Annotated in this window: 24 protein-coding genes; 6 read left to right on the top strand and 18 right to left on the bottom strand. The window is 64.8% G+C overall.

The genetic code is table 11. The annotated features are described in order from the left end of the window. Positions 1-184 precede the first annotated feature (184 nt). From LO55_RS09030 to LO55_RS08985, 10 genes are all read right to left on the bottom strand, one after another. Positions 185-1,474, bottom strand: coding sequence for a multidrug effflux MFS transporter (locus LO55_RS09030; RefSeq protein WP_071361208.1), 1,290 nt, complete (start codon positions 1,472-1,474; stop codon positions 185-187). A 12-nt stretch (positions 1,475-1,486) separates the two neighbouring features. After that, on the bottom strand, positions 1,487-2,689 hold the full coding sequence (locus LO55_RS09025; RefSeq protein WP_441293275.1) for a THUMP domain-containing class I SAM-dependent RNA methyltransferase: 1,203 nt from the start codon (positions 2,687-2,689) through the stop codon (positions 1,487-1,489). A gap of 135 nt (positions 2,690-2,824) precedes the next feature. Beyond that, positions 2,825-3,238: a CopD family protein gene (locus tag LO55_RS09020; RefSeq protein WP_071361206.1), complete on the bottom strand. Its 414-nt coding sequence runs from the start codon at positions 3,236-3,238 to the stop codon at positions 2,825-2,827. A 21-nt stretch (positions 3,239-3,259) separates the two neighbouring features. Continuing rightward, entirely contained in the window at positions 3,260-4,525 is a 1,266-nt protein-coding gene (locus LO55_RS09015) for a glutamate-5-semialdehyde dehydrogenase (protein ID WP_071361205.1), read from the bottom strand. 66 nt (positions 4,526-4,591) lie between these two features. After that, entirely contained in the window at positions 4,592-5,605 is a 1,014-nt protein-coding gene (gene holA / locus LO55_RS09010; RefSeq protein WP_071361204.1) for a DNA polymerase III subunit delta, read from the bottom strand. Between the two features lie 14 nt (positions 5,606-5,619). After that, positions 5,620-6,129 (bottom strand): LPS-assembly lipoprotein LptE, encoded by a 510-nt coding sequence (locus tag LO55_RS09005; RefSeq protein ID WP_071361203.1) that lies wholly within the window; start codon positions 6,127-6,129, stop codon positions 5,620-5,622. 8 nt (positions 6,130-6,137) lie between these two features. Beyond that, positions 6,138-8,780, bottom strand: a complete 2,643-nt coding sequence (gene leuS, locus LO55_RS09000) for a leucine--tRNA ligase (RefSeq protein WP_071361202.1) — start codon at positions 8,778-8,780, stop codon at positions 6,138-6,140. 129 nt (positions 8,781-8,909) lie between these two features. Further along, on the bottom strand, positions 8,910-9,236 hold the full coding sequence (locus LO55_RS08995) for a barstar family protein (protein ID WP_071361201.1): 327 nt from the start codon (positions 9,234-9,236) through the stop codon (positions 8,910-8,912). Continuing rightward, entirely contained in the window at positions 9,236-10,048 is an 813-nt protein-coding gene (gene dapB / locus LO55_RS08990) for a 4-hydroxy-tetrahydrodipicolinate reductase (RefSeq protein WP_071361200.1), read from the bottom strand. The genes LO55_RS08995 and dapB overlap by 1 nt, the downstream gene beginning before the upstream one ends. Further along, positions 10,048-10,674 carry an outer membrane protein assembly factor BamE gene (locus LO55_RS08985; protein WP_005664831.1) on the bottom strand — a complete coding sequence of 209 codons (627 nt, stop codon included), beginning with the start codon at positions 10,672-10,674 and terminating at the stop codon, positions 10,048-10,050. The genes dapB and LO55_RS08985 overlap by 1 nt, the downstream gene beginning before the upstream one ends. 79 nt (positions 10,675-10,753) lie before the next feature. Between LO55_RS08985 and fur the strand changes: the two genes are divergently transcribed. Continuing rightward, a complete protein-coding gene (gene fur / locus LO55_RS08980) occupies positions 10,754-11,185 on the top strand; it encodes a ferric iron uptake transcriptional regulator (protein ID WP_005664829.1) in 432 nt (143 codons plus the stop codon). A 98-nt stretch (positions 11,186-11,283) separates the two neighbouring features. Here fur and LO55_RS08975 read toward each other — a convergent pair whose 3' ends face one another. The 3 genes from LO55_RS08975 to LO55_RS08965 form a co-directional block, all read right to left on the bottom strand. Next, the gene (locus LO55_RS08975) at positions 11,284-13,485 is read right to left on the bottom strand and encodes a FepA family TonB-dependent siderophore receptor (RefSeq protein ID WP_071361199.1); all 2,202 of its coding nucleotides are present in this window, start codon (positions 13,483-13,485) and stop codon (positions 11,284-11,286) included. Positions 13,486-13,635: 150 nt separating this feature from the next. Next, entirely contained in the window at positions 13,636-14,664 is a 1,029-nt protein-coding gene (hrcA, locus tag LO55_RS08970; protein WP_005664825.1) for a heat-inducible transcriptional repressor HrcA, read from the bottom strand. Between the two features lie 119 nt (positions 14,665-14,783). Continuing rightward, positions 14,784-15,485, bottom strand: a complete 702-nt coding sequence (locus tag LO55_RS08965) for an HAD family hydrolase (RefSeq protein ID WP_071361198.1) — start codon at positions 15,483-15,485, stop codon at positions 14,784-14,786. A gap of 240 nt (positions 15,486-15,725) precedes the next feature. Between LO55_RS08965 and LO55_RS08960 the strand changes: the two genes are divergently transcribed. Beyond that, positions 15,726-16,310 (top strand): hypothetical protein, encoded by a 585-nt coding sequence (locus LO55_RS08960; RefSeq protein ID WP_071361197.1) that lies wholly within the window; start codon positions 15,726-15,728, stop codon positions 16,308-16,310. Positions 16,311-16,330: 20 nt separating this feature from the next. Then, the gene (locus LO55_RS08955) at positions 16,331-16,966 is read left to right on the top strand and encodes a hypothetical protein (RefSeq protein ID WP_005664819.1); all 636 of its coding nucleotides are present in this window, start codon (positions 16,331-16,333) and stop codon (positions 16,964-16,966) included. A gap of 183 nt (positions 16,967-17,149) precedes the next feature. Here the strand turns inward: LO55_RS08955 and LO55_RS26645 are convergent, their stop codons facing one another. From LO55_RS26645 to LO55_RS08935, 5 genes are all read right to left on the bottom strand, one after another. After that, positions 17,150-17,317: a hypothetical protein gene (locus tag LO55_RS26645; protein WP_005664814.1), complete on the bottom strand. Its 168-nt coding sequence runs from the start codon at positions 17,315-17,317 to the stop codon at positions 17,150-17,152. A gap of 249 nt (positions 17,318-17,566) precedes the next feature. Then, entirely contained in the window at positions 17,567-18,340 is a 774-nt protein-coding gene (gene rsmA / locus LO55_RS08950) for a 16S rRNA (adenine(1518)-N(6)/adenine(1519)-N(6))-dimethyltransferase RsmA (protein WP_005664813.1), read from the bottom strand. A 14-nt stretch (positions 18,341-18,354) separates the two neighbouring features. Continuing rightward, positions 18,355-19,452: a 4-hydroxythreonine-4-phosphate dehydrogenase PdxA gene (gene pdxA / locus LO55_RS08945; RefSeq protein ID WP_071361196.1), complete on the bottom strand. Its 1,098-nt coding sequence runs from the start codon at positions 19,450-19,452 to the stop codon at positions 18,355-18,357. Between the two features lie 4 nt (positions 19,453-19,456). Then, positions 19,457-20,851 carry a peptidylprolyl isomerase gene (locus LO55_RS08940; RefSeq protein WP_005664809.1) on the bottom strand — a complete coding sequence of 465 codons (1,395 nt, stop codon included), beginning with the start codon at positions 20,849-20,851 and terminating at the stop codon, positions 19,457-19,459. A 69-nt stretch (positions 20,852-20,920) separates the two neighbouring features. After that, entirely contained in the window at positions 20,921-23,173 is a 2,253-nt protein-coding gene (locus LO55_RS08935) for an LPS-assembly protein LptD (RefSeq protein ID WP_071361195.1), read from the bottom strand. A 114-nt stretch (positions 23,174-23,287) separates the two neighbouring features. On the opposite strand from LO55_RS08935, the gene LO55_RS08930 reads away from it, so the two are divergent. Genes LO55_RS08930 through LO55_RS08920 form a run of 3 tightly spaced genes read left to right on the top strand, consistent with a single transcriptional unit; the run spans position 23,288 to position 26,429 of the window. Then, positions 23,288-24,358, top strand: a complete 1,071-nt coding sequence (locus LO55_RS08930) for an aminoglycoside phosphotransferase family protein (RefSeq protein ID WP_071361194.1) — start codon at positions 23,288-23,290, stop codon at positions 24,356-24,358. An 8-nt stretch (positions 24,359-24,366) separates the two neighbouring features. After that, complete coding sequence (gene murU / locus LO55_RS08925) at positions 24,367-25,089, top strand: N-acetylmuramate alpha-1-phosphate uridylyltransferase MurU (protein WP_005664802.1); 723 nt, start codon at positions 24,367-24,369, stop codon at positions 25,087-25,089. Beyond that, a complete protein-coding gene (locus LO55_RS08920; RefSeq protein WP_071361193.1) occupies positions 25,086-26,429 on the top strand; it encodes an aminopeptidase P N-terminal domain-containing protein in 1,344 nt (447 codons plus the stop codon). The genes murU and LO55_RS08920 overlap by 4 nt, the downstream gene beginning before the upstream one ends. Positions 26,430-26,434 lie beyond the last annotated feature (5 nt).

Raw genomic sequence — 26,434 nt, 5'->3', positions numbered from 1 at the left:
CGTATCGTAGCATATATACATTTCTGATCAGGAACAATAGTTACAGTAGTAACTCTTGCCGAGGGCCGGCTCTAACTGTATGGCAGAGCGAAATGAGACATATGCTTGTTGCATCGATACGACTGTTGCATAAAAAATCGTAAAATTCAGGCACAAAAAAACCCGGCATTCGCCGGGTTCGCGCTCAGGGAACGTGTTCCCCCCGCGCCCGCAATTTTCTCCGGTGGCGCCGCGCCGTGTCCCAGAACGCCAGCGAGACCAGCACGAAGAACATCTGGCCGACGGCCAGCGCCAGCACCGAGTGCGACAGCGCCGGGGCGACCGCGCCGGCCACTACCGCGCCGAGCAGGGTCGAGACGAAGGACTGGCACGAGGCCACGGTGCCGCGGATGTGCGGGAACAGGTCGAGCGCCAGCAGGGTCGCGCCGGGCGCGATCAGCGAGCTGCCGAAGGTGAAGAAGAACATCGGCGCCACCGTCCACGGCAGCGCCGGCGGCAGGAAGGCGTGGTAGGTCACATTGAAGGTCACCGCCCCCAGCATGAAGAAGTAGCCGATGCGGATCTGGCGCGCGAAGTCCATCCTGCCGGCCAGGCGGTTGGCCATCAGCGAGCCGAGGAAGATCCCGCTCACGGTCGGCACGAACAGCCAGGCGAACTGCGACGGTCCCAGGCCCAGGCTTTCGGGCAGCATGACCGGCGCCGCCGCGATGTACAGGAACAGGCCGCCGAAGTTCAGGGCGGTCACGCCGGCCTTCATGTGGAACAGGAAGGAGCTGAAGATCGCGCCATAGCTCTTGGCCAGGAAGCGCGGGTTGAACGGCTGGCGCTGAGTGCTGGGGATGGTCTCGGGCAGGTGCTTCCAGCAGAACCAGCCGAGCAGCACGGTGTAGATGCACAGCGCCAGGAAGATCGCGCGCCAGTCGAACCACAGCACGATCCAGCCGCCCACCACTGGCGCGATGGCCGGCGCGATCGAGAAGATCATCGTTACCATCGACAGCAGGCGCGCCGCCGCGGTGTCGGAATACAGGTCGCGGATGATGGCGCGTCCCACCACCACGCCGGCCCCCGCCGACACGCCCTGCATGATGCGGAACACCCACAGGTAATGCACCGAGGAGGCCGAGGCGCAGCCGAAGGTGCCGATCGCGAACACCACCAGCGCCACCAGGATCACGTTGCGGCGCCCGAAGGCGTCCGACAGCGCGCCATGCCACAGCACCATGCCGGCGAAGGCCAGCATGTAGGCGGTCAGGGTCTGCTGCACCTCGAGCGGGGTGGCGCGCAGCTCGGCCTGGATCTGCGGGAAGGCCGGCAGATAGGCGTCGATCGAGAACGGCCCCAGCATCGACAGGGCCGCCAGCAGGGTCGCCAGGCCGCCGGCCGACAGCATCGCGATCTTGTGGGGAGTGGGAAGTGGAACCGGGGTGACGGGGTCCTTGGGAAGATCGGGCGGGTCGGTTGGCGGCAGCATCGTCAGTCCAGGTCAGTCCTGCTTTGGTTTTGCTTCTTCGCGGCGGTTGAAACCGGCCACCATGTCGAAGCGGAACAGGCGGCATTCGAGCGCGCCATTGAAGAACGGCGTCTTGCGCGATTCCTTCAGGCGCAGCATCTTGGGCAAGCCAAGATCGGCGGTGAACAGATAAGCGGTCCAGCCGGCGAAGCGCTGCTTGAGCGTGGTGGAAAAGGCCGAGTAGAAGCCCAGCGCCATCTCGTCCTGCGGCATGGTGCTGTCGCCGCGCACGCCGATCCGCTCGCCATACGGCGGGTTGGTAAGCAGAATGCCCGGCTGCGCGGTCGGCGCCGACACGTGCTGGGCCTCGATCTGCTTGAGCGGCACGTCGAACAGGATGCCGGCCACCTTCAGGTTATGGCGCGTCATGGCGACCATGTCGCCCGAGATGTCGGAGCCGAAGATGGTCGGCTCGCTCGGCAAGGGATTGGGCTTGATCGCGGCCTTCATCGCGGCCCAGGCCTGGCGGTCGTGGTCGGCGAACTGCTCGAAGGCGAAGCGGCGGCGCGCGCCGGGCGGGATGCCCTGCACCATCTGGGCCGCCTCGACCAGGATCGTGCCCGAGCCGCACATCGGGTCGAACAGCGGCACGCCCGGCTTCCAGCCCGAGACGCGCAGCAGGCCCGCGGCCAGGTTTTCGCGCAGCGGCGCGTCGCCCGTCTCTTCGCGCCAGCCGCGCTTGAACAGCGCTTCGCCCGAGGTGTCGAGGTAGATGATGAAGTTGCGCTGATCGAGGAAGCCGACGATGCGCATGTCCGGCTCGCGCGTGTTGACCGAGGGACGCTTGTTGTACTGGTCGCGGAAGCGGTCGCAGATCGCGTCCTTGATCTTGAGCGTGGTGAATTCGAGGCTCTTGAGCGGCGACTTGACGGCGGTGACGTCCACGCGGATCGTGTGGTCGGGGCCGAACCAGTCTTCCCAGGGCTGCTCGAGCACCAGGTCGTAGATGTCGTTTTCGTTGCTGTAGCTGCGTTGACCCATGCGCATCAGCACGCGCGAGGCGATGCGCGAATGCAGGTTGACCAGCCAGGCATCCTGCATCGTGCCCGAGCAGTGCACGCCGCCCGGCACCTGGTTGTGCACCTTGAAGGTGGTGGAAAGTTGGGCGATCTCGCCCAGTTCTTCGGCCAGCGCCGCTTCCATGCCGCGCGGGCATGGGCAAAAATAGGAAGCCATGAGGGGAACCCTTTGTCCGTTGATGAAACTGTTCAGGAATAACGCGCCAGGGCCCTTGGCCGATGACGCAAAACGCGCAACGCCCTGATGGGTCGCTGCGCGGGACTGCCAAGATACTGCTTGAAAACTGCGTCGTTAGAACGGCTTGACCGTCGCCAGGATCACGATCACCAGCAGCAGGACCACCGGCACTTCATTGAACCAGCGGAACCACGTATGGCTGCGCGTGTTCACGCCGCGCTCGAATTTCTTGAGGATCGAGCCGCAGGCATGATGGTAGCCGATCGCCAGGATCACCAGCACCAGCTTGGCGTGCAGCCAGCCGTGCTTCATGCCGATCATCATCGCCAGCCACAGGCCGAGCAGCAGCGCCGGCACCATCAGGATCGTGGTGAAGCGGTACAGGCGGCGCGCCATGCCCTGCAGGCGCTCGAGCGCCGCCGGGTTGGTTTCCTGGGCCAGGTTCACGAAGATGCGCGGCAGGTAGAACAGGCCGGCGAACCACGAGGCGATGAAGACGATGTGCAGGGCTTTGATCCAGAGGTACATGCGATTCCTTGTTATTGTTGATTACTGACGAACTTCGCCGTGCCCGAACACGACGTACTTGAGCGACGTGAGTCCTTCCAGCCCGACGGGTCCGCGCGCGTGCAGCTTGTCGTTCGAGATGCCGATCTCGGCGCCCAGGCCGTACTCGAAGCCGTCGGCGAAGCGGGTCGAGGCGTTCACCATCACCGAGGCCGAGTCTACTTCGCGCAGGAAGCGCATGGCGCTCGTGTAGTCCTCGGTGATGATGGCCTCGGTGTGCTTCGACGAATAGGCGGTGATGTGGTCGATCGCTTCATCCATATCGGCCACCACCTTCACCGCCAGGATCGGCGCCAGGTATTCGGTGCTCCAGTCCTCTTCGCTCGCGTTGGCCAGGTGCGGATAGCCGGCCAGGATCGCGCGCGACTCGGCATCGGCGCGCAGCTCGACCTCTTTCGTCGCATACAGCGCGGCCAGGCGCGGCAGCACGGTGGGGGCGATCCCGCGCGCGACCAGCAGGGTTTCCATCGTGTTGCAGGTGCCGTAGCGATGGCATTTGGCGTTGAACGCGACCGCCAGCGCCTTCTCGACGTCGGCCTTGTCGTCAATGTAGACGTGGCAGATGCCGTCCAGGTGCTTGATCATCGGCACCGTGCTTTCCTTCATCAAGCGCGCGATCAGGCCCTTGCCGCCGCGCGGGACGATCACGTCGACGTATTCCGGCATCGTGATCAGGGCGCCGACGGCGGCGCGGTCGGTCGTGTCGACCACCTGCACGGCATCTTGCGGCAGGCCGGCGCCCGCCAGGCCCTCGGCCACGAGCGTCGCCAGCGCGCGGTTGCAGTGGATCGCTTCCGAACCGCCGCGCAGGATGGCGGCGTTGCCGCTCTTGATGCACAGGCCCGCCGCGTCGACCGTCACGTTCGGGCGCGCTTCATAGATGATGCCGATCACGCCCAGCGGCACGCGCATCTGGCCGACCTGGATGCCGCTCGGACGCACCTTCATGTTCGAGATCTCGCCGACCGGGTCGGGCAAGGTGGCGATCTGGCGCAGGCCGGCGACCATGGTGGCGATCGCGCCATCCGACAGCGCCAGGCGGTCCATCAGGGCCGGGGCCAGGCCGGCGGCCTGCGCGGCGTCCAGGTCTTTCTGGTTCGCCGCGCGCAGCAGCCCGGCGTCGCGCTCGATGGCGGTCGCGATCAGCTCCAGTGCGCGGTTGCGGGTGGCCGTGTCGGCGCGCGCCATGGCGCGCGAAGCGATCCTGGCCTGGCGGCCAAGTTGGTGCATGTGTGCGGTGATGTCCATCGTATTCCCGTTGCGTTATCGATCAGGCGCGCCGAGCGATGCACATCCGTATCGAAAGCGGCTGCCTTAGCGCGCCACCTTCAACGCCAGCTGCAACATCGCATCCCACGCATCGCCCGCGAACCCCTTCGCGCGCAAGCCCTTGACCATGCGGTCGACCTGCGCCGCGTCCTGCAGCGCCGCCTCGAGCGTGCCCAGCGACACGCGGCGCAGCGCCGGCTCCATCATCCGCTCGCGCGGCCCCCAGATCCGGTATTCCTTCAGCAGCGCGCCCAGCGGGCGTCCCTGCGACATGCCGGTCTTTAATTTTAGCAGCGTGCGGATCTCTTCGGACACCGCCCACAGCACCAGCGGCAGCGCCTCGCCCTCGCCCTTCAAGCCTTCGAGCATGCGCGCCAGGCGCGCCGGGTCGCCGCCCAGCATCGCCTCGGACAGCTTGAACACGTCGTAGCGCGCCACGTTCAGCACCGCATCGTGCACCTGCTCGAAACTGAGCTTGCCCGGTTCGTACAGCAGCCCCAGCTTCTGGATTTCCTGGTGCGCCGCCAGCAGGTTGCCCTCGACCCGGTCGGCGATGAAGTCCAGGCTCTGGCGTTCGGCGCTCTGCCCCTGGCTCGACAGCCGCTGGCCGATCCAGCCCGGCAGGTGGGCGCGTTCGACGTTCGGGATCTCGATATAGACCGCCGACTGCTGCAGCGCCGTCACCCACGACGACTTGGCGGTCTGCCAGTCCAGCTTCGGCAGCGTGATCAGGGTGAGGTTGTCGGGGCCGAGGTCTTTGGCGTAGCTCTGCAGCGCGGCGCTGCCGTCCTTGCCGGGCTTGCCGGTCGGGATGCGCAGCTCGATCAGCTTCTTGTCGCCGAACAGCGACAGCGCCTGGTTGGCTGCCAGCAGCTCGCCCCACTTGAAGCTGCGCTCGACCGTGAGCACGTCGCGCTCGGTATACCCTTGCGCGCGCGCCGTCTTGCGGATCCGGTCGGCCGCTTCCAGCGCGAGCAGGTGCTCGTCGCTGGTGATCACGTACAAGGGCGCCAAGCCCTTGCTCAGATGGCCGTCGAGCGCCTCGAGCCGCAACTGCATCGTTACTGGTTTCCTTATGCCGGCTTGATCGCCGCCAGGCGGCGCAGGATCTGCTGCACCAGGTCGGACTGCATGTCGCGGTACAGCAGCGCTTCTTCCGATTCCTTGGCCAGCACCTGCGATTCGTCGAAGGCGATGTTGCGGCGCAGGGTGATCTCGGTCGGCGCCAGCAATTGGCGATTGTTGGCGTCGCGCACCTGGAACACCAGGGTGTAGCTGAGCGAGTACTCGCGCACCCGGCCCAGGCTGTTGAGCGACAGGATCGATTTGCCGCGCGTTTCGCTGATCACGTCGAACAGGGCCTGGGCCTTCGAGGCGTCGGTCTCGATGCGCACGGTGTCGCCCGCGCGCAGGTTGCGCTTGAGCTCCGTGCCGAGCGGCGAGGACTCGTTGAACGACAGCCAGATGCTCTGGAACGGCAGGTTGTACTGGCCGTCGCTGCCGCGCAGCTGGAAGCCGCAGCCGGCCAGCACGCCTGCCATCAAGAGCGCCGCCAGCGCACGCACCAGGGTCTTGTTCGACATATTGATCCTTACACCACGATGTTGACGAGTTTACCCGGCACCACGATGACTTTCTTCGGCGTGCCTTCGATGAACTTCTGCACCGCCTCGGAAGCCAGCGCCGCGGCTTCGATGGCGGCCTTGTCGGCCTCCTTCGGCACCTTGACCGAGCCGCGCAGCTTGCCGTTCACCTGGATCATCATCTCGATCTCGGACTGCTCCAGCGCGGCCGGATCGACCTGCGGCCAGGCGGCGTTCAGGATGTCGCCATGGGCGGCGGCGAAGCCCAGCTCCTGCCACAGCGCGTGCGTGATGTGCGGCGCGACCGGGTTCAGGAGGCGCAGGAAGATCGAGAAGCCTTCGGCGACGATGGCGTTCGAGGCCGGCGAGTCGTCCAGCTTCGCCGACTCGAGGGTGTTGAGCATCTTCATGCAGGCCGAGACCACGGTGTTGTACTGGATGCGCTTGAGGTCGTAGTCGGCCTGCTGCAGCACCTTGTGCACTTCGCGGCGCAGCGTCTTCTGGTCGTCGTTCAAGGTGCCCTGCGCTTCACCGTTGAACGATGCCGCGATGCGTTCGCGCTGCGCGTAGCCGAAAGCCCACACGCGGCGCAGGAAACGGCTGGCGCCTTCGACGCCGCTGTTCGACCATTCCAGGGTCTGCTCCGGCGGCGAGGCGAACATCGTGAACAGGCGCGCGGTGTCGGCGCCGTACTGTTCGATCTGGGCCTGCGGGTCGATGCCGTTGTTCTTCGACTTCGACATCTTCTCGGTGCCGCCGATTTCCACCGGCTGGCCATCGGCGCGCAGGGTCGCGCTCTCTGGACGGCCCTTGTCGTCGAACGTCAGCTCGACGTCGGCCGGGTTGAACCAGGTCTTCTTGCCCGCTTCGTCCTCGCGGTAATAGGTCTCGTTGAGCACCATGCCCTGGGTGAGCAGGTTCACGAACGGCTCGTCGAATTTCACCAGGCCGAAGTCGCGCATCACCTTGGTCCAGAAGCGCGCGTACAGCAGGTGCATGACGGCGTGTTCGATGCCGCCGATGTACTGGTCCATCGGCATCCAGTAATCGTTGCGGGCGTCGACCATCGCCTCGTTCGAGCCCGGCGAGGTATAGCGCATGTAGTACCACGACGAATCGATGAAGGTGTCCATCGTGTCGGTCTCGCGGCGCGCCGGCTTGCCGCATTGCGGGCAGTCGCACTTGAGGAAGGCTTCGTCCTTGTTCAGCGGATTGCCGGTGCCGTCCGGGACCAGGTGCTCCGGCAGCACGACCGGCAGGTCGGCCTCGGGGACCGGCACCGAGCCGCACTCGCCGCAGTGGATCATCGGGATCGGGGTGCCCCAGTAGCGCTGGCGCGAGATGCCCCAGTCGCGCAGGCGGAAGGTGGTCTTCTTTTCGCCCAGGCCCTGTTCGGCCAGTTCGCCCGCGACCGCGTTCACGGCCGAGATGTAATCGAGGCCGTCGTACTTGCCCGAGTTGATGGTGCGGCCGTTTTCCTTGTCGCCGTACCACTCCTGCCAGGCTTCTAGCGAGAATTCCTGGCCCTCGCTAGAGACCACCTGCTTGATCGGCAGGTTGTATTTTTTCGCGAAGCCGAAGTCGCGCTCGTCGTGCGCCGGCACACCCATCACGGCGCCGTCGCCGTAGGTGATCAGGACGTAGTTGCCGACCCAGACCGGGATCTGTTCTTGGGTGACCGGATGGGTGACGAACAGGCCGGTCGGCATGCCCTTCTTCTCCATGGTCGCCATGTCGGCCTCGATCACGGAACCCATCTTGCACTCGGCGATGAATTCCTGCAGGGCCGGGTTGTTGCGGGCCGCGTGCTGGGCCAGCGCGTGTTCCGGCGCCACGGCGCAGAAGGTCACGCCCATGACGGTGTCGGCGCGGGTGGTGAACACGTACAGCTTGCCATCATTGATCAGCTCACCATTGTCGCCCGCAATCGTGTGCGGGAAGGCGAAGCGCACGCCGGTCGACTTGCCGATCCAGTTGGCCTGCATGGTGCGCACGCGCTCCGGCCAGCCCGGCAGCTTGTTGTCGACGTGGTCGAGCAGCTCGTCGGCGTAGTCGGTGATGCGCACGTAGTACATCGGGATCTCGCGCTTCTCGATCAGCGCGCCCGAGCGCCAGCCGCGGCCGTCCACGACCTGTTCGTTGGCCAGCACGGTCTGGTCGATCGGGTCCCAGTTCACGGTACCGGTCTTCTGGTAGATGATGCCCTTCTCGAGCATCTTGAGGAACATCCACTGGTTCCACTTGTAGTAGTCCGGCTTGCAGGCGGTCATCTCGCGCGACCAGTCGATCGCCAGGCCCATCGATTCCATCTGGCCGCGCATGTGGGCGATGTTCGAATACGTCCATTCGGCCGGCGGGACGTTGTTGGCCATCGCCGCGTTTTCGGCCGGCATGCCGAACGCGTCCCAGCCCATCGGCATCAGGACGTTATAGCCGTTCATCCGCAGGTAGCGGTACATCACGTCGTTGATCGTATAGTTGCGCACGTGACCCATGTGCAGCTTGCCCGATGGGTAAGGCAGCATCGAGCAGGCGTAATACTTGCCTTTAGGGAAACGCGGGTCGTTTTCGACGGCCTTGTAGGCGTCGATCGACTTCCAGTAGGCCTGGGCGGCCTGTTCTACTTCGGCTGGACTATATTTTTCTTGCATGATTCTGCAGACGTAATGTGGAAGGTGGAACCGGTCATTATAACCCGTTCATTTTGCACTGCGGCGAGGCGCGGTGCATGAAGGAAAATGCAAAAAAGGCAGCGTCCCGTTGAACGCTGCCTTCGAGGATCAGCGCAGGACCAGTTCCAGCGCCGGCTTTTCGCCGTAGTCCTCGTAGCGTTCGTTGATGCCGCCGACGCAATAGCTCAGCTCTTCGAGCAGGTCGGGCGCCGCCGCCTTCATCTTGTCGGCCTCGAGGATGACGATTTCCAGCACCTCGTCCGGCTTGAGCTTGAATTTGGTCATGTTCTCGTCGTCGCGCAGATAGCTCATGCAGTCGACCCAGGCGTCGATGCTGTCCGCATACGAGGCCGGGAAACCGAAGGCCTCGCGGCTCTGCTGGTGAAACGACGCTTCGTCCGTGATGACGGCGCCGTTCAGTTCTGCCACGGCCATTATTTGTCCTTCAGGCCCAGCACGTCCTGCATGTCGAACAGGCCGTTGGCCTTGTCCGCCAGGAAGCGCGCGGCACGCAGCGAGCCGTGGGCATAGGTCACGCGGCTGCTCGACTTGTGGCTGACCTCGATGCGCTCGCCGGTGCCGAGGAACATCACGGTATGGTCGCCCACCACGTCGCCGCCGCGCACGGTGGCGAAACCGATGGTCGACGGATCGCGTTCGCCGGTGACGCCTTCGCGGCCATAGACGGCGCATTCCTTCAGGTCGCGGCCGATGGCGTCGGCAATCACTTCGCCCATCCTGAGCGCGGTGCCGGACGGCGCATCGACCTTGTGGCGGTGGTGCGCCTCGACGATCTCGATGTCATAGCCTTCCGAAAAACTCTTGGCGGCCATTTCGAGCAGCTTGAGCGTCACGTTCACGCCCACGCTCATGTTGGGGGCGAACACGATGCCGATTTTTTCACCGGCGGCGCGGATCGCGGCCTTGCCGGCGTCGTCGAAGCCGGTGGTGCCGATCACCATCTGCTTGCCGTTGGCGGCGCAGTATTCGAGGTGCTGCAGGGTGCCCTCGGGGCGGGTGAAGTCGATCAGCAGGTCGGCATTGTGCAGGCCGTGCTTGATGCTGTCTTCGATGACCACGCCGGTCAGGATGCCGGCGAAGGCGCCCACGTCCTGGCCGATGAAGGGCGAACCCGGGACGTCGAGGGCGCCGGCCAGGCGCATGTCGGGCGCTTCCTGGATGGCTTCGATCAGCATGCGGCCCATGCGGCCGCTGGCGCCGGCAACGGCGATATTCAACATGGTCATTATGGCGTTCCTGGGCGACGTTCGGTGTTGCCCGCATTAATTTGTACAGCCGGCGCATCGGCCGGTTTTGGAGGCAGTTGCTCCGACTTCTTCTTGGCTGGACCGGCGATGCGGTCGATGTACTCGCGCTCGCTCGGCAGGTTGCCGCCCTCGAAACGCTCGACCACGTCGTTCTTGAAGAACACGGTCACGCGGCTGGTGGTCAGCTCGCCATTGCCGCGCGCCAGGTAGAACGGGTAATCCCAGCGGTCGGCGTGGAAGGCATCCATCAGCAGCGGCGAACCGAGCAGGAAGCGCACCTGGTCGCGGGTCTGGCCGGCCTTGAGCTGGTCCAGCATCTCTTGCGAGACGAAGTTGCCCTGCTGAATGTCTGGACGATAAGGCGAGAAGATCCACAGGAAGCGCTGCAGGCGCGTCGCCTGGACGGTCTGGGCGCCGGCATTGGCGATGGCGGCCGACTTTTCCGCGTCGGACGCACTGGCGGCCGCATCCGTCGCCACCGGCGGCGCCGGACGCGTCTGGTTGCGCCAGGAGGCGCAGCCGGACAGCGTCAAGGTGCAGGCGAGGCCCGCCGCCAGCGCCGCCTTGGCGGAGAATCGATGGAATACGGCTTGTTTGACAGGCATAGTTAACCTCAATACGTTCGAGCGGGAGCTTTCAAAACGCTATATCATAAAGCACTCCGCCAATATTCGAGTGACAAACATGAGTAACAACCCGACCGACCTGAAGGCGAGCGGCCTCAAGGCCACGCTGCCACGACTGAAAATCCTGGAAATCTTCCAGAACAGCTCCGTACGGCATCTGACGGCGGAAGACGTCTACAAGATCCTTCTTGCTGACAATATGGACGTGGGCCTCGCGACCGTCTACCGCGTATTGACCCAGTTCGAGCAGGCCGGCCTGCTCAACCGCAACCATTTCGAGACCGGCAAGGCCATCTATGAGCTCAACGCCGGTTCCCACCATGACCACCTGGTGTGCGTCACCTGCGGCCGCGTCGAAGAGTTCTACGACGACGAGATCGAGAAGCGCCAGCAGATGATTGCAGAGCAACACGGCTTCACGATCGTCGAGCATGCGCTGGCGATCTATGGCAGCTGCCCGGAGTGCCGGGGCATCGCCAAGCCGGAGTAATCCTGCGGCCGGCACGGCCGGTGTAAAAGTAACAGTGTAAAAGTAAGTAAAGGGCGCATGGGAGTCATCCCATGCGCCCTTTCTCTATCCAGGCGTCGTCAGAACGATGCCGTCAAGTTCACGAACAGCGAGCGGCCCGGTTCATTGTACGACTCGGCGCCGGTGCTGCCGTTGGTGCTGCGCCGGAACAGGCGTTCGTCGAACAGGTTGTTGATGCCGGTGCGCAGGTACAGCTTCGGCGTGAAGGCGTAGCCGACGTTGGCGCCCACCACGGCATATGGCGCCAGCGTGTTGAGCGCCTCGCCGCTGGCCTGGACCCCGGTGCCGGTCAGGCGCCGCGGTTCCTGCTTGCCGTAATAGGAGACCGTCAACAGCGTCGTCAACCTGGCATTGACCTTCCAGTCCAGGGTCGAGTTCAGCGTGTATTCGGGAATCACCGACAGCGGCTCGCCATTGGTCTTGTTCTCGTTCTCGATCATATAGGTCAGGTTGTTGGTCAGCTTCAGGCGCGGACCGAACGGGATCGTCAGGTTGCCTTCGACGCCCTGCACCACCGCCTCCGGCGAATTCTCCCACTGGAACAACCGGCCATTGGCCGAGGTGTTGCCGAGCAGGCGATCCATGCCGCCGGTGATCTTGTTCTTGTAGTCGTTGTGGAAATAGGCCAGGCTGGCCTCGTATCCACGGTCCTTCCAGCCGATGCCGATTTCCTTGTTGACCGAGGTTTCCGGCGCCAGGTTCTCGTTGCCGCGCACATAGCAGCCGCCGCCCAGGTTCGGGTTGTTGACCGGACAGCCGTTGCCGCGCGTGTAGTACAGGTAGTTCGGATTCGACTGGTACAGGTTCGGCGCCTTGAACGCGCGCGCCACGCCGCCGCGCAAGGTCAGGGTCGGACTCAAGGCATACGAGGCGTTCAGGCTCGGGCTCCAGTTGGTGCCGAACTGGCTGTGCTTGTCGAAGCGCAGGCCCGGGGTCAGGGTGAATGCGGTGTTCACGCCGATATTGTCTTCGACGTAGACGGCATAGGTTTCGGCGCTCGAACGGCCATCACGGTTGCCTTCCGGCATGCCGGGAATCGCGGTGGCGGCCTGCGTCATCGAATACGGATCGTTGAGCTTTTCCTTGCGCGCCTCGAAGCCGGCGGTGAGCATCTGCGCCACCCCGCCGACATTGAATGGCGTGCTGATTTCGCCGTTGGCGCCATAGGTTTCGAGTTCCGACGTCGATTTCTTCGTTGGGTCGCTGATGCTGCCTTCCGGCCCACCCGCCAGGCCTTCGTTCATGCGGGTGTTGTCGGTGCCTTCATAGGTCAGCCACAGGCGCGATGTGGTGGCGCCCCACTTGCCGCGGTGGGTCAGCGCGGCGGTGCGGCGCAGCATGACGTTGGTTTCGGCGGCCGCATTGGCCAGCTCGCCCAGGATCGGGAAGCCGGCCGCATTCACGGCCCGGTCGCCGGCGTAGATATTGCCCTGGCGGCTGAAGTTGGATTCGAATTCGAGCACCTGGTCGGGCATGAAGTCCCAGCGCAGCAAGCCGCCGATGTCGCGGTTGCGCACGCCCTCGCGGCCGGCCGGCGGGATCGCGCCGTTGGCGGTATTGTCCGGCGTGGCGTTCAGCGCCAGCTCGTCGGCGTCGGTCTTGTTGACGTTGCCGAATACGCGGAACGAGAGCTTGCCGGCCAGCGGACCGGACAGGTTGAAGCCGAGCCGCTTGCTGTTGCCCTCCTCGCCGTGCTCCGGCGCCAGCGCATAGGCGGTGACCGAACCGGTCAGATAGTCGCCCGGCGCCTTGGTGATGATGTTGATCACGCCGCCGGCGGCGCCGGACCCGTAGCGCGCCGCCGCCGGGCCGCGCAGCACTTCGATGCGCTCGACCGCTTCGGCCGGCACCCAGTTGGTGTCGCCGCGCGTGTTGCGCTCGCCGCTGCGGCCCATGCGCACCGAGTTGCGCGAGCTGACCGGCTTGCCGTCGACCAGGATCAGGGTGTTTTCCGGGCCCATGCCGCGCAGGTCGATCTGGCGGTGGTTGCCGTATTGGCCGCTGGCGCTGTTGCCGGTCAGGTTCACGCCCGGCATGGTGCGGATCAGCTCGGCCAGATCATTCGCCGGCGGACGGGCTTCGATGTCTTCCGAGGTGATGACCGAGACGCCGATCGCCTGCTTGAGTTCTTCCTCGGCGGTGCCGACGATGTGCACCTGGTGCATCGGCTGGTTGGATTGCTGGGCCATGGCCGGCAAGCCAAGGAGCGCCAGTCCGACGGCCGCGGCGAGCGGCGTCATGCGGTTTGCTGTCAGTTTCATCCCTCTTGTTCCTGTTATTTGATTGTTCTGGACAAGCCGGAGCGCTCCGGCTCAATGCAATTGAGAATCATACTCATTTGCATTTCCAAAACTTTGTCAAATTGTGGCAAGAAGGTTGCCAGCCTTGCACTGGCTTAAGTTTTTAGCGATTCAGGAGTGGCTGAGGGCGTTCGACAGCAGCTTGGCCGTGATGTCGACGATCGGGATCACTCGTTCATAGGCCATCCGCGTCGGGCCGATCACGCCCAGGGTGCCGACGATGCGGCCGTCGACCGCATACGGCGCGGTCACCACGCTCATCTCGTCCATCGGCACCAGCTTCGATTCGCCGCCGATGAAGATCTGCACGCCGCCAGCCTTGCTCGATACGTCGAGCAATTGCATCAAGCCGGTTTTTTGCTCGAACATCTCGAACATCTGGCGCAGCGAGCTCATATTGGACGACAGGTCGGACACCGACAGCAGGTTGCGCTCGCCGGCGATGACCATGTCGTCGCCCTCGGCCATCGCTTCGCTGCCAGCCTCGACCGCCGCCTGCATCAGGCGGCCCATATCGTCGCGCAATTGCTGCAGCTCTCCGCTCAAGCGCTTGCGCACCTCGTCGAAGGACAGCCCGGCGAAGTTCTGGTTCAGGTAATTGGCCGACTGGGTCAGTTGCGCCGGGGAATAATCCTTATCGAGCAGCAGCAGCCGGTTCTGGACGTCGCCGCGCGGATCGACGATCACCAGCAGGATGCGCTTTTCGCCCAGGCGCAGGAATTCGATCTGCTGGAAGACCGATTCGCGGCGCGGGCTCTGCACCACGCCGGCGAATTGCGACAGCGAGGACAGCATCTGCGCCGCGTTGGCGATCAGTTTCTGCGGTTGCAGGTTGGACAAGGGCTGCGGCAAACGCATGCGCTCGGCATCGACCGCCTTGTCGTCGATCGGCCCCACCGTCAGCAGGGTGTCGACGAACACGCGGTAGCCGCGCGGCGTCGGGATGCGGCCGGCCGAGGTGTGCGGACTGGCGACGAAGCCCATCTCCTCGAGGTCGGCCATGACGTTGCGGATCGTGGCTGGCGACAATTCCAGGCCCGACAGCTTGGACAGCGCGCGCGAGCCTACCGGCTGGCCGTCGGCGATATAACGCTCGACGAGGGCTTTGAGCAGGGTGTGGGCACGTTGGTCGAGTTGCATGATTCCGGGAAACGTTTAATGGCGCGCGTATTTAACGTGTGCATTATAGGCAGGTTGGGGCATGGCACGGGCAGCGCAAGGCTTGCTGTGACGCATGTCCAACGCTCTTGCTCGCGCTTTTACAGGGATTCAAGCCAGTCGAGCAGCGCGTCGAGACTGGCCACTTCGACGTCAGGCTGGACTTCATGGGCGAGTTCGTTGACCTTGCCGGTCCGGTTCATCCAGGCCGCGCGCAGGCCGGCGCGCTGGGCGCCCTGCACGTCCAGCAACAGGTCGTCGCCCACGTACAGGGTCTCGCCAGGCAGGACGCCGAGCGCGGCGCAGCCGGCGAGGAAGATGCCGGGATCGGGCTTGGCGCGGCCATACTGCCGCGCCGCCACCGAAGCCTGGAAGTGGTGGGCCAGGCCGATGGTCTGCAGGTCGGCCACGCCATTGGTGACCGAGCCGACCAGGGCACGTCGCTTCAGGCGCTCGAGCCCGGGCACGACATCCTCGTAGGGCGTCACGGCATTGCGGGCGGCAAAGAATACGGTCATCGCCAGCTCGACCTTGCCGGGATCCTCACCCACCTGTTCGAAGGCGGCGACCAGGCCGGCATGGCGCAGCGCGCCCAGGTCGATCCCGAATTCGGGGCGTGCGGCCAGCAATTCCAGGCGCGCGGCGCGCAGGCTGTCGATCGTGAAGCGTTCGACCACCCGCGGCGCGTGCTCGCCGAGCCAGGCATACAACAGTTTTTCGGCTTCCAGGATCACGGGCGCGATCGGCCACAGGGTATCGTCGAGGTCGAACAGGACGGCTTTCGGCCAGGGTTGGCGGGTCATCGGCTTCCAGACTAAGGGAGAAAAGGTGCGCCCCAAGCATAGCGACGCGCTACGCCGAACGCAATGCGCACGCCGTTTGCACCCTGGAATGTTGCCTTTGTTGAATTATGGTTACACCAAGATACAAAACCATATACGCCCGAAATGGACCAGCTGCTTGCCAAATGGACTAAAATGTTGAGCGATTTTTCTATTCTCACCGCGCAGCTGCGCTTTCCCGCTAGATTTTTTGGAGATGTTATGAAGAGTTCCTACCTGCGTGCCGGCGCGGCGCTGGCCTGCGCGGTCGCACTGTCTGCCTGCGGCGGCAGCGATGGCCAGCTGGAGCTGGGCGGTAGTTTTTCCGGTGTGACCAAGACCGGCTTGGTACTGACCAACGACGGCCAGGAAAAGGCGATCACGCCGCCGGCCGATGGCTCCGGTGCGGGGCGATGGGCGTTTGACAACCTGATCTCGACCGACGACCGCTATTCCGTCGAAATCAAATCCACGCCATCGAACGTCGAGCGCTGCGATATCCAGAATGCGAGTGGCCGCGCGGGCTATCACGTCTACACCGTCTACATCACGTGTACGCTCAAGCGCCACGCTCTCTCTGGCAGCGTCAGCAACCTGAAAGGTGAGCTGGTGCTGGTCAACGGTTCCGACCGTGTGGCACTCCAGGCCGGCGCCACCTCGTTCAAGATGGCCGATGTCGCCGAAGATTCGCCTTACGGTGTCACTATCCTGCAACAGCCTGCCAATCAGACTTGCACTGTCAACAATGGCAGCGGCACCGTGGGACCTGCCGACGTCACCAACGTGGCCGTCACCTGCACCCCTTAATTTTTCCTGGAGCGTTACGCATGAAGTCTTCCCTGATCCGTCCGGCCCTCGCGCTGGCGCTGGCCGCGGGCCTGGCCGGCTGTGGCGGCAGCGACAAAGCCGAGTTCGCCGTGAAAGGCACGATCTCCGGCATCGTCTATCCGGGCGCCGTCCTGACCACCAATGGCATGGACTTGCCGATCGACCCGCCTGCCAAGCCGGGCGACCCGGTCAACTTCGAGTTCCCGAACAAGCTCGAGTATGGTGACGTGTACAACGTCGTCTTCAAGTCGACGCCGCAATTCCAGCGCCAATGCGTTACGCCGGACAATACGATCCCGAACTTCAACGATACGGCGGGCCGGCTGGCGGAGATCAACGTCACCTACGTCTGCATCGTGAACAACTATCCGCTGAGCGGCAAAGTCAATGGCCTGACCGCCGACGGCCTGGTGCTGGCCAACGGCAGCACCGGCGGCGCGGGTACGGTAACGAAGCCGGCCGCCGGCGTCACGACGCCGATCGACTTCCAGCTGCCGAATGTCAGCTATGGCACGACCTATGGCGTGGTGGTGATTGCCAACCCGACTGGCCAGGTGTGCACCGTGGTCAACGGCACTGGCGTCATGCCTGATGCAGAAGTGACCAATATCCAGGTCAACTGCGTCGCGGCGTAAGCCTGACCAGATATACACAATTCTTATGTCGAGTATTTGAAAGGAAAATTGGACTTATATGCTGTCGTGCAGCATACTAACTCCTGTCTCCTCCAACTCTCCTCAGAAAAGAATTGGATTTCAGCCCGCTCCTTGAGCGGGCTTTTTTTTGCCCGCCGCATCGGTACGGTGTGCCGGCGCTGCTCAGCGGGCGGCGCTGACCTTCACCACGGCGATCTTTTCCATGCCCACCGACACCTGCGACTGGTAAGCCTCGCTCGATCGCGCATTGGCGGCAACGGCGTAGCTGCTGAAGCCGGCGAGGATGGCGGCGGCGATGAAGATGGCTTCCATGTGCTTGAGGACGTTCATTTCTTGCTCCTGTGGGTCGGTTGAGGCGCCGGATCGGCTGTCCATGTGAGCACTATAGAAAATGGGGCCGCACCTCTCCAGCGGGATGCGACAGACTGCGTAAAACGGCGACCAGGCGCCCGAAAATACGTGATAACCCGTATGCTGCGGCGCAGCAGGACGTGTTTGGACGCAAAAAAGCGCCGACGGGCGGCGCTGATGGGGGCAGATGATGCTGAACGCGTGGTTGGCGTAGCCGACCACCCTGGGTCAGGAGACGGGGAGGTTGGCCAGCGCCACGTATTGTTCCAGGCTGACCGCTTCCGGACGCACGCCCGGATCGATGCCCGCCTCGACCAGCTGCGCTTCGGTGAACATGCCGGCCACGCAGTTGCGAATGACCTTGCGCCGCTGCGAGAAGGCCTTGGCCACCACCGCCTCCAGGCGCTTGCCGTCGCACGGCAACTGGCGCCGGGTCGGCACCATGCGCACGATGGCCGAGTCGACCTGCGGCGGCGGATCGAAGGCGGTCGGCGGCACGATGAACAGCATGGCCATGTCGTAGCGCCATTGCAGCATCACCGACAGGCGGCTGTAGGCCTTGGTGCCCGGCTCGGCCACCATGCGCTCGACCACTTCCTTTTGGAGCATGAAGTGCTGGTCCTCGACCAGATGGGCGAACTCGGCCAGGTGGAACAGCAGCGGGCTTGAAATGTTGTACGGGAGGTTGCCGACCACGCGCAGTTTTTGTCCCTCCAGCACCGGGATCGAACCGAAATCGAATTTGAGCGCGTCGCCCGAATGCACGCTGAGGCGCTCGCGCGGGTAGGCTTTTTCCAGGCGCGCCACCAGGTCGCGGTCGAGCTCGACGACGTGCATATGGTCGAGCGACTTGAGCAGCAGCGCCGTCATCGCCGCCAGGCCCGGGCCGATCTCGACCATCGTTTCACCGCGTCGCGGCGCGATGGCGTCGATGATATTGTTCAGGACATGGTCATCGGTCAGGAAGTTCTGGCCGAAGCGCTTGCGTGCGACGTGTTTCATGCTTGCTTTCTTGGTTATTCGGAAGTGGCCTGGCGGCGCGCAGCCACCATGTGCATGGCGGCGCGGATCGCCTCTTCCATGCTGCCGCAGTCGGCCAGGCCGAGGCCCTCGGCCGCCAGGTCGAGGGCGGTGCCGTGGTCGACCGAGGTGCGGATCAGGGGCAGGCCCAGGGTGACGTTGATGCCGCGCCCGAAGGTCGCGTGCTTCAGCACCGGCAAGCCCTGGTCGTGGTACATCGCCAGCACGCAATCCGCATCTTTCAGGTATTTGGGCTGGAACAGGGTGTCGGCCGGATACGGGCCGCGCGCATCGATGCCGCGGCTGCGGGCGGCCTCGAGCACCGGCGTGATGACGTCGATCTCTTCGCGGCCGAGATAGCCGTTTTCTCCGGCGTGCGGATTCAGGCCGGTGACCAGGATCACGGGCGCCGCGATGCCGAATTTGTCGCGCAGGTCGGCGTGCAGGATGTCCAGCACCTGGGTCAGGTTGTCGCGCGTGAGCGCGCCCGGCACATCCTTCAGCGGCAAGTGGGTGGTGGCCAGGGCGACACGCAGGTAGGGCTGGTCATGTGCCGGCGCGCCGGCCAGCATCATGACCACCTTGGGCGTGCCGGTCTTCTCGGCCAGGTATTCGGTGTGTCCCGAAAACGCGATGCCGGCGTCGTTGATCGTGCTTTTTTGCAGCGGCGCGGTGACGATGGCGTCGAACCACCCACAGCCACAGCCTTCGATGGCCAGGTCCAGCGTGGCCAGCACGGCAAGACCATTCTCGGGATCGAGCCGGCCCGGCACCACGTGCGCCGCCAGCGGCACGTCGACCACCGCCAGGCGGTCGGCGCCGAAGTGCGGCAGGCCGCCGTTGCGCAAGGCCTGGGTCGACAGCGCCGACAGGCGGATAGCTGGATCGATATAGCTGGCCGTCATCGCCAGGAAGGCGGCGTCGCCGACCAGCACGCAATTGGCCTGCTCGCGCAGGGCCCAGGCGGCGCGGATTGCGATCTCAGGACCGATGCCGGCCGGCTCGCCGACCGTGATGGCCAAGATGGGGCGAGAGGCGGGCCGCGATGCCGGCTGCGGCGCCAACGGGCGCCCGGGCGCCTGTGGCGCAACCATGGTGTTACTGCTCCTCGCGGAACTCGACGTAGGCGCGGTCGCGCACCTGGCGCATCCAGTCTTCCATCGCTTCCTGCATCTTGCGGTCGCGCAGCACCTGGCGCGCCACGTTACGCTCCTTCTGCTGGGTCACGTCTTCGCTCTTGCGTCCGATGACCTGGATCAGGTGGAAGCCGAACGGCGACTGGATCACGTCCGACACCTCGCCTGGCTTGAGCGCATTCATCGCGGTCTCGAATTCCGGCACCGTGTCGCCCGGGTACAACCAGCCCAGGTCGCCGCCCTTCGAGGCCGAGCCGTCCTGCGAGTGCAGGCGCGCCAGGTCTTCGAAGGTGCCGGCATTGTTGTCCATTTTCTCTTTCAGCTCGAGCAGCTTGCGCTTGACCTCGCCCTCGGTCATGGTCGGGGTGACCTTGATCAGGATGTGGCGCGCGTGGGTCTGCTCGACCACCGACTTCTCGGTCTCGCCGCCCAGCGAGCGCTTGCCCGCCAGCTTGAGGATGTGGAAACCGACGTTGGTCTTGAGGATCGGCGTGACCTGGCCCGCTTCGAGCTTGCGCAGCTCGGTCGAGAACATCGGCGGCAGGCGGTCGGCGTCGCGCCAGCCGATCTCGCCACCCTTGAGCGCGTCGGGCGCGTCGGAATAGGTCGAGGCCATGCGCGCGAAGTCGGCGCCGGTGCGCAGCTGGCGCATCACTTCCTCGGCGCGCGCGGCGCGCGCGGCGATCTGCTCGGGCGAGGCGTTCTCTGGCACGCGCACCAGGATCTGCGAGATGTCGACCTCGATGCGGTCGGCCTCGGCAGCCTTGGCGGCCGCCATATAGGTGTCGATCTCGGCCTCGGACACCTGGATCTTGCTGTCGACCTCGTGCTCGCGCAGGCGCTGCATCATGATCTCGTTGCGGATGTCTTCGCGGAACTGGGCGAACGGCATGCCCTCTTTTTCCATCTGGTTGCGCATGTCCTGCACCGACATCTTTTGATTTTCGGCGATGCGGCCGATGGTGGCGTCCAGGGTGCGGTCGTCGACCTTGACGCCCATTTCTTTGGCCAGCTGCAGCTGGGCGCGTTCGACGATCATCGCCTCGAGCACCTGGCGCTCCATGGTGGCCGGGTCGGGCATCTGGGCGTTACGCGCCTTCATGTTCTGGCTGACCTGGGCCACGCGGCCGGCCACTTCGTTGCGGGTGATCACTTCGTCATTGACGACGACCTGGATCGAATCGATCACCTTGGCATTGGCCGATGCCGGCGGCAGGAAGCCGCCGCCGGTGGACGCCGGCGTTTCCGCCTTGGCGGCTGGCGTGGTGGCGGCCTGGGCCAGCGCCTGGCCGGCGGACAGCGCGCACAGCAGTGCTGCCGCCATCTGGAGGGACTGCAAACGGGTAGTACGCATCATCTGGAAAGCACTCATTTCAGGATAGTTCACATCAAGGACGAATTATGGACTGCTAGTCTGAACGCTTGCTTATGGACGTCCAATTCCGGTATTCAGTCGCGTATAGCCCGGGATGCTCTTGTTGAACGACTCGAGCGGATTACCCAGGCCCAGGCGCGACAAGCCATTGAGCTCGAGCTGGAAGAAGATCGGCGTCGAGGTCTCTTGCGCCGCGGTCACGAAACGCTGCGCGCCCATCCGGAACACCCAGCAATCGGCCTTGTATTCGAGACCGATCAGGCTCTCGATCAGCTTGCCGCCGGTGGCCGGATTGACCTCCTGCCCCACCCCATACGAACGCAGCGCGTAGCTGACCCGGCCCACGCCATACCAGCGGCGGCCGATCGGCCACTGCGCCGACAGGTCGATATTGCGGAAGCTGTCACGCTGATAACGGTATTCGGCGTTCAACACCTTCATCGGCCCCGGACGCCACTGTACACCCACATTCGAGCTGTACAAACTGCTTCCGTTCGCATCGTATTGTACGCCGCTATCGAAGGTCCAGGACTCGGAAATGGTGCCGGCGGCGGCCAGCAGCAGGTCGGAACGGCTCTTGTGTTGTTCTTCGCCAGGGATGCGCACGCGCGGCTCTTCGAGATACAGGCGCTGGCCGAAGGCCAGGCGCAGGCGCTCGGCGCCGTCTTCCTGGATGAAGCGCGACACCAGGGCCGCCGTGACCTGGTTGGCGTCGGACACGCGGTCCAGGCCCACGTAGCGGTTCTCGGAGAACAGCTGGGCGTAGTTGAAGCCGGCGCGACCGGTGTCGAACAGCGGCACGTCGTCCTGGTTCTCGTACGGCGTGTACACATAGAACAGGCGCGGCTCGAGGGTCTGGGTGGCGGCGCCGCCGAACAGCGTGGTCTGGCGCTCGAACACCATGCCGCTGTCGAACGAGAAGGTCGGGATCGTGCGCGTCAGCTTGGTGTCCAGGCCGGCCCGGTCGATATGGTCCTGGATGTCGTACTTGGCCGCGTTGTACATCAGCTTGGGCGTGACGAACCAGCCCGGACGCACGATCGGATAGCTCACCTGGCCCTGCACCACGGCGCGGTTGCCGGTGACCAGAGTCGGGTGATCGAAGCGGGTCGCCTCGGCGTCGATCGACCAGTCGAAACCGGCCACGTCGTAGCGCGCGGCGCGGAAGTTAATCTGCGGCAGGCGGTCGTAGGGACGCGGCACCGTCAGGCTCGGATTGGTCGCGGCGGCCGGGTCCTGCAGCACCTGGTAGTTCTGGGCGCGCGCGGTCAGGCTCCAGAACTGGCCATAGTAATCGGTGCGCACCTCGCGCAGCAGCTGGCGCTCGGCGCTGGCGGCGACGGTGCGCGAGAAGTCGGACGGGTATTCGTCGTCCGAGGCGCCGTGCAGGTTCCAGCCGTACGACCAGTTCGGCTTGATCGACTGGCTGTGCAGCGAGTCGACGCGCCAGCGCGTGGTATTGGTCTCGCGATCGTCCGGCAAGACCTCGACGTGGGTCTCGCCCTGGTAGGTGCTGCCCAGGTAGCGGCCGGTGGCGCCCATCTGGAAGCCGCGGTCGAACATCATGCGCGGATACAGCGTCAGGTCGCGGTTCGGGGCGATGTTGACGTAATACGGCACCATCACCTCGGCCTTGCCCTGGGAGCCGAAGCCCACCGTGGGCGGCAGCCAGCCGGAGCGGCGCTGGCCCGACAGCGAGAACGACATCGCCGGGGTGCCGATGATCGGCACGTCCTTGAAATAGATGATGGTCTTGCCGGCGGTGCCGACGTCGCGGCCGTTGTCCAGGCGCAGGGTGCTCGACTTGAGATACCAGTCGGGATCGGGGCCTTCGCAGGTGCTGTACGTGCCGTTGCGCACCAGGGCCTGCTGCTCGCCCAGGAAGTCGATGCGGTCCGCCTGTCCCTGGCCATTGCTGTCGGCCAGGAAATAGGTCGGATTGAGCAGGTAGCCCTTGCCGGTCTCGAGGTTCAGTTGCAGCTCGTCGCCCTTGTAGCGGTCGCCGAAGCGCCACATGTTCACGTTGCCGGTGGCCGTGACTTCGTCCTCGACCCGCAGGTAGCAGGCGGTATCGGCGGTGATGCCGCTCTGGCCGCGCGTGATCTCGACGTTGCGGTTGAGGTCCAGCCGGCGGTCGGGACGGCCGCCGATCTCCTCGGCCTGGATAACGACGGGAAGTTCGTCTTCAGCTTGTGGCGCAGGGGGAACACTCTGGGCGAATGCCGGAACCGCGGTTGCGGAAACCAATGCATAGAGCGCGAGGACCGGCCGCGGTGGGAAAGGTTGGCTTGACGACCAGCTCATGGAAAATCGCAGCTCATGGAAAATCGGACGTGCACCATAAAGGGCGGTTTTTTTAGAATGAATCCCTTATTATATGGGAATTAGCTCAACCAACCGGATTCGTCAGGCCGCTTCATGTCATCTTTGTATCAAAATTCTTCCACTTCTGTCAGCGCCGCGCTTGCTACCGATCCGCGCCTGGCACAGCTGAACGACTGGCTGGCCTCGACCGGCCTGGTGGAAGTCGGAACCGGCCGCCCTGCCTCCGTCGATGCGAGCTTTCGCCGCTACTTCCGCTACGACGTCGTGCCCGCCATGCAGGACAAGCTGGGCGCGACCCTGGTCGCCATGGACGCGCCGCCGGAACGCGAGAACGTGCCGGCCTTCATCCACGTGCAGGGCCTGCTGTTCGACGCCGGCGTGACCGTGCCGGCGATCGCCGCGCGCAACGTCGAGCAGGGCTTCCTGCTGCTGGGCGACCTGGGGACCACCACCTACCTGGCGCGCCTGTCCAGCGACAACGCCGCCTTCATGTATTCGGATGCGGTCGACGCCCTGCTCAAGTTCCAGATGGCCAGCCAGCCGGGTGTGCTGCCCGAGTTCGACCGCGCCTTCATCCTGCGCGAGCTGAACATCTTCCCCGAGTGGTACCTGAACCGCCACCTGGGCGTCACGCTCGACGACAAGCAGCAGGCGCAACTCGACAAGGTATTCGAGGCGATCGCCTCGAACGTGCTGGCGCAGCAGCAGGTGTTCATGCACCGCGATTTCCATTCGCGTAACCTGATGTTCCTCGACCAGGGCAACCCCGGCGTGCTCGATTTCCAGGATGCCGTGTACGGCCCCGTCACCTACGACCTGGCTTCGCTGCTGCGCGACGCCTACATCCAGTGGGACGAAGAGATCGTGCTGGACTGGGTGGTGCGCTACTGGCAGAGCGCCAAGCAGGCCGGCCTGCCGGTCAACCCGGACATCGACGCCTTCTACCGCGACTTCGAATTCATGGCCATGCAGCGCCACCTGAAGATCCTCGGCATCTTCTGCCGCCTGAACTACCGCGACAACAAATCGCACTACATGGGCGACCTGCCGACGGTGATCGACTACGTGCGCAAGACCGCGAACCGCTACACCGAACTCAAGCCGCTGCTGCGCCTGCTCGACGCGGTGGAAAACAAGGCGCCGCAAGTCGGCTACACCTTCTGAGGTCGCGCATGAAAGCGATGATTTTCGCCGCCGGCCGCGGCGAGCGCATGCGGCCCCTGACCGACCTGCTACCGAAGCCTTTGTTGAAAGTGCGCGGGCGGCCCCTGATCACCTGGCACGTGCTGAACCTGGTGCGCGCCGGGATCACCGAGATTGTCATCAACCACTCCCACCTCGGCCACATGATCGAGGAAGAACTGGGCGACGGCAGCCGCTATGGCGCGCGCATCGTGTACTCGCACGAGCCGACGCCGCTCGAGACGGCGGGCGGCATCGCCAATGCGCTGCACCTGCTGGGCGACGAACCGTTCCTGGCGGTGTCGGGCGACATCTATGCGCCCTACTTCGATTTTTCGCTGGCGCTGGACGCGCTGAAGGATGAAGACGCGGTGGGTGTTCCCTACCCGGTCGACCAGCGCGACATCGCCTGGCTGTGGCTGACGCCGAACCCGTGGCACAACCCGGAGGGCGACTTCGCGCTCGACATGTACACGCTCAAGAACGACGGCGCCACCAAGTGGAACTTCGCCGGCATCGGCGTGTATCGCGCCGAGATGTTCGACGGGATCAAGGCCGGCGAATTCCTCAAGTTCGGGCCCCTGATGCGCAAGTTCATCGAACAGGGCCGCGTCGGCGGCGAGATCTACCAGGGCCAGTGGGTCAACGTCGGCACCGTGGGACAGCTGGAAGAACTGAACGCGCCGCTGCGGGCGGCCAAGACGGCGTCATGATGCCGCATTGCGCTGCGCATGCCGCCCGGCGCGCGCAGCTGCTTGGGCGAATGCAGCCGGGCGCGGTCGCCGTGCTCGGCACCGCATCGGAAGTGCCGCGCAACGGCGACAGCGACTATCCCTACCGCCACGACAGCCATTTCTATTACCTGAGCGGGTTCGCCGAACCGGAAAGCTTCGTGGCGCTGGTCGCGGCCCGGGGCGAACGGCCGGCGCGCACGATCCTGTTCTGCCGCGAGAAGAATGTCGAGCGCGAGATCTGGGAGGGTTTTCGCTTCGGTCCCGCAGCGGCGCGCGATGCCTTCGGCTTCGACGACGCCTGGCCGATCGATGAACTCGATGCGCGCATGGCCGACATCCTGGCCGACGCGCCGGCGCTGTATTACGCGCTGGGCCACGGCGCCGAACTCGACGCCCGGGTGGCCGGCTGGCTCAAGGCGGTGCGCGCACGCGGGCGCACGGGCGTGACGGCCCCGCAGACGATGCACCACCTGCTGGCCATGCTGGACGAGATGCGGCTCTTGAAGGACGAGCACGAAATCGCCCTGATGGCGCGCGCCGGCGTGATCTCGGCCCAGGCCCATGCGCGCGCGATGCGCGCCACCCGGCCCGGCATGTTCGAGTACGAGATCGAGGCCGAGCTGCTGCACGAGTTCCGCCGCAACGGGGCGCAATTCCCGGCCTATCCCTCGATCGTCGCCTCCGGCCCGCAAGCCTGCGTGCTGCACTACAACGCCAACGACCGCCGTATCGCCGATGGCGACCTGGTGCTGATCGACGCCGGCTGCGAGTTGGACGGCTACGCCAGCGACATCACGCGCACATATCCCGCCAATGGCCGCTTCAGCGACGCCCAGCGCACGCTGTACGAACTGGTGCTGCGCGCCCAGGCCGGGGCGCTCGCGGCCATCCATCCAGGCCGGCCGTACAGCGCGATCCACGATGCGGCGGTGCGGGTGCTCACCGAAGGCATGCTCGACCTCGGCCTGCTCGACCGGAGCAAGGTGGGCACGCTCGACGAGGCGATCGACACGCGCGCCTACACGCAGTTCTATATGCACGGCACCGGCCACTGGCTGGGCATGGACGTGCACGACGTCGGCGCCTACCGCGACGTCACCTTGCCCGACAAGCCGTCGCGTCCCCTGCTGCCGGGGATGGCGCTGACGGTGGAGCCGGGCATCTATGTGCGGCCCGGCGAGGGCGTGCCGGAACGATTCTGGAACATCGGCATCCGGATCGAGGACGACGTGGTCGTGACCGACGCCGGCTGCCGCATCCTGAGCGCCGGCGCGCCGAAGGAAGTGGCGGAGATTGAAGCTTTGATGCGGAAGCACTGATGCGG

The sequence above is a fragment of the Massilia timonae genome, assembly GCF_001866515.1.
GTDB lineage: Bacteria > Pseudomonadota > Gammaproteobacteria > Burkholderiales > Burkholderiaceae_D > Telluria > Telluria timonae.
Note: the sequence above shows the minus strand (reverse complement) of the source record. Positions and strands in the feature narration are given on the sequence as shown.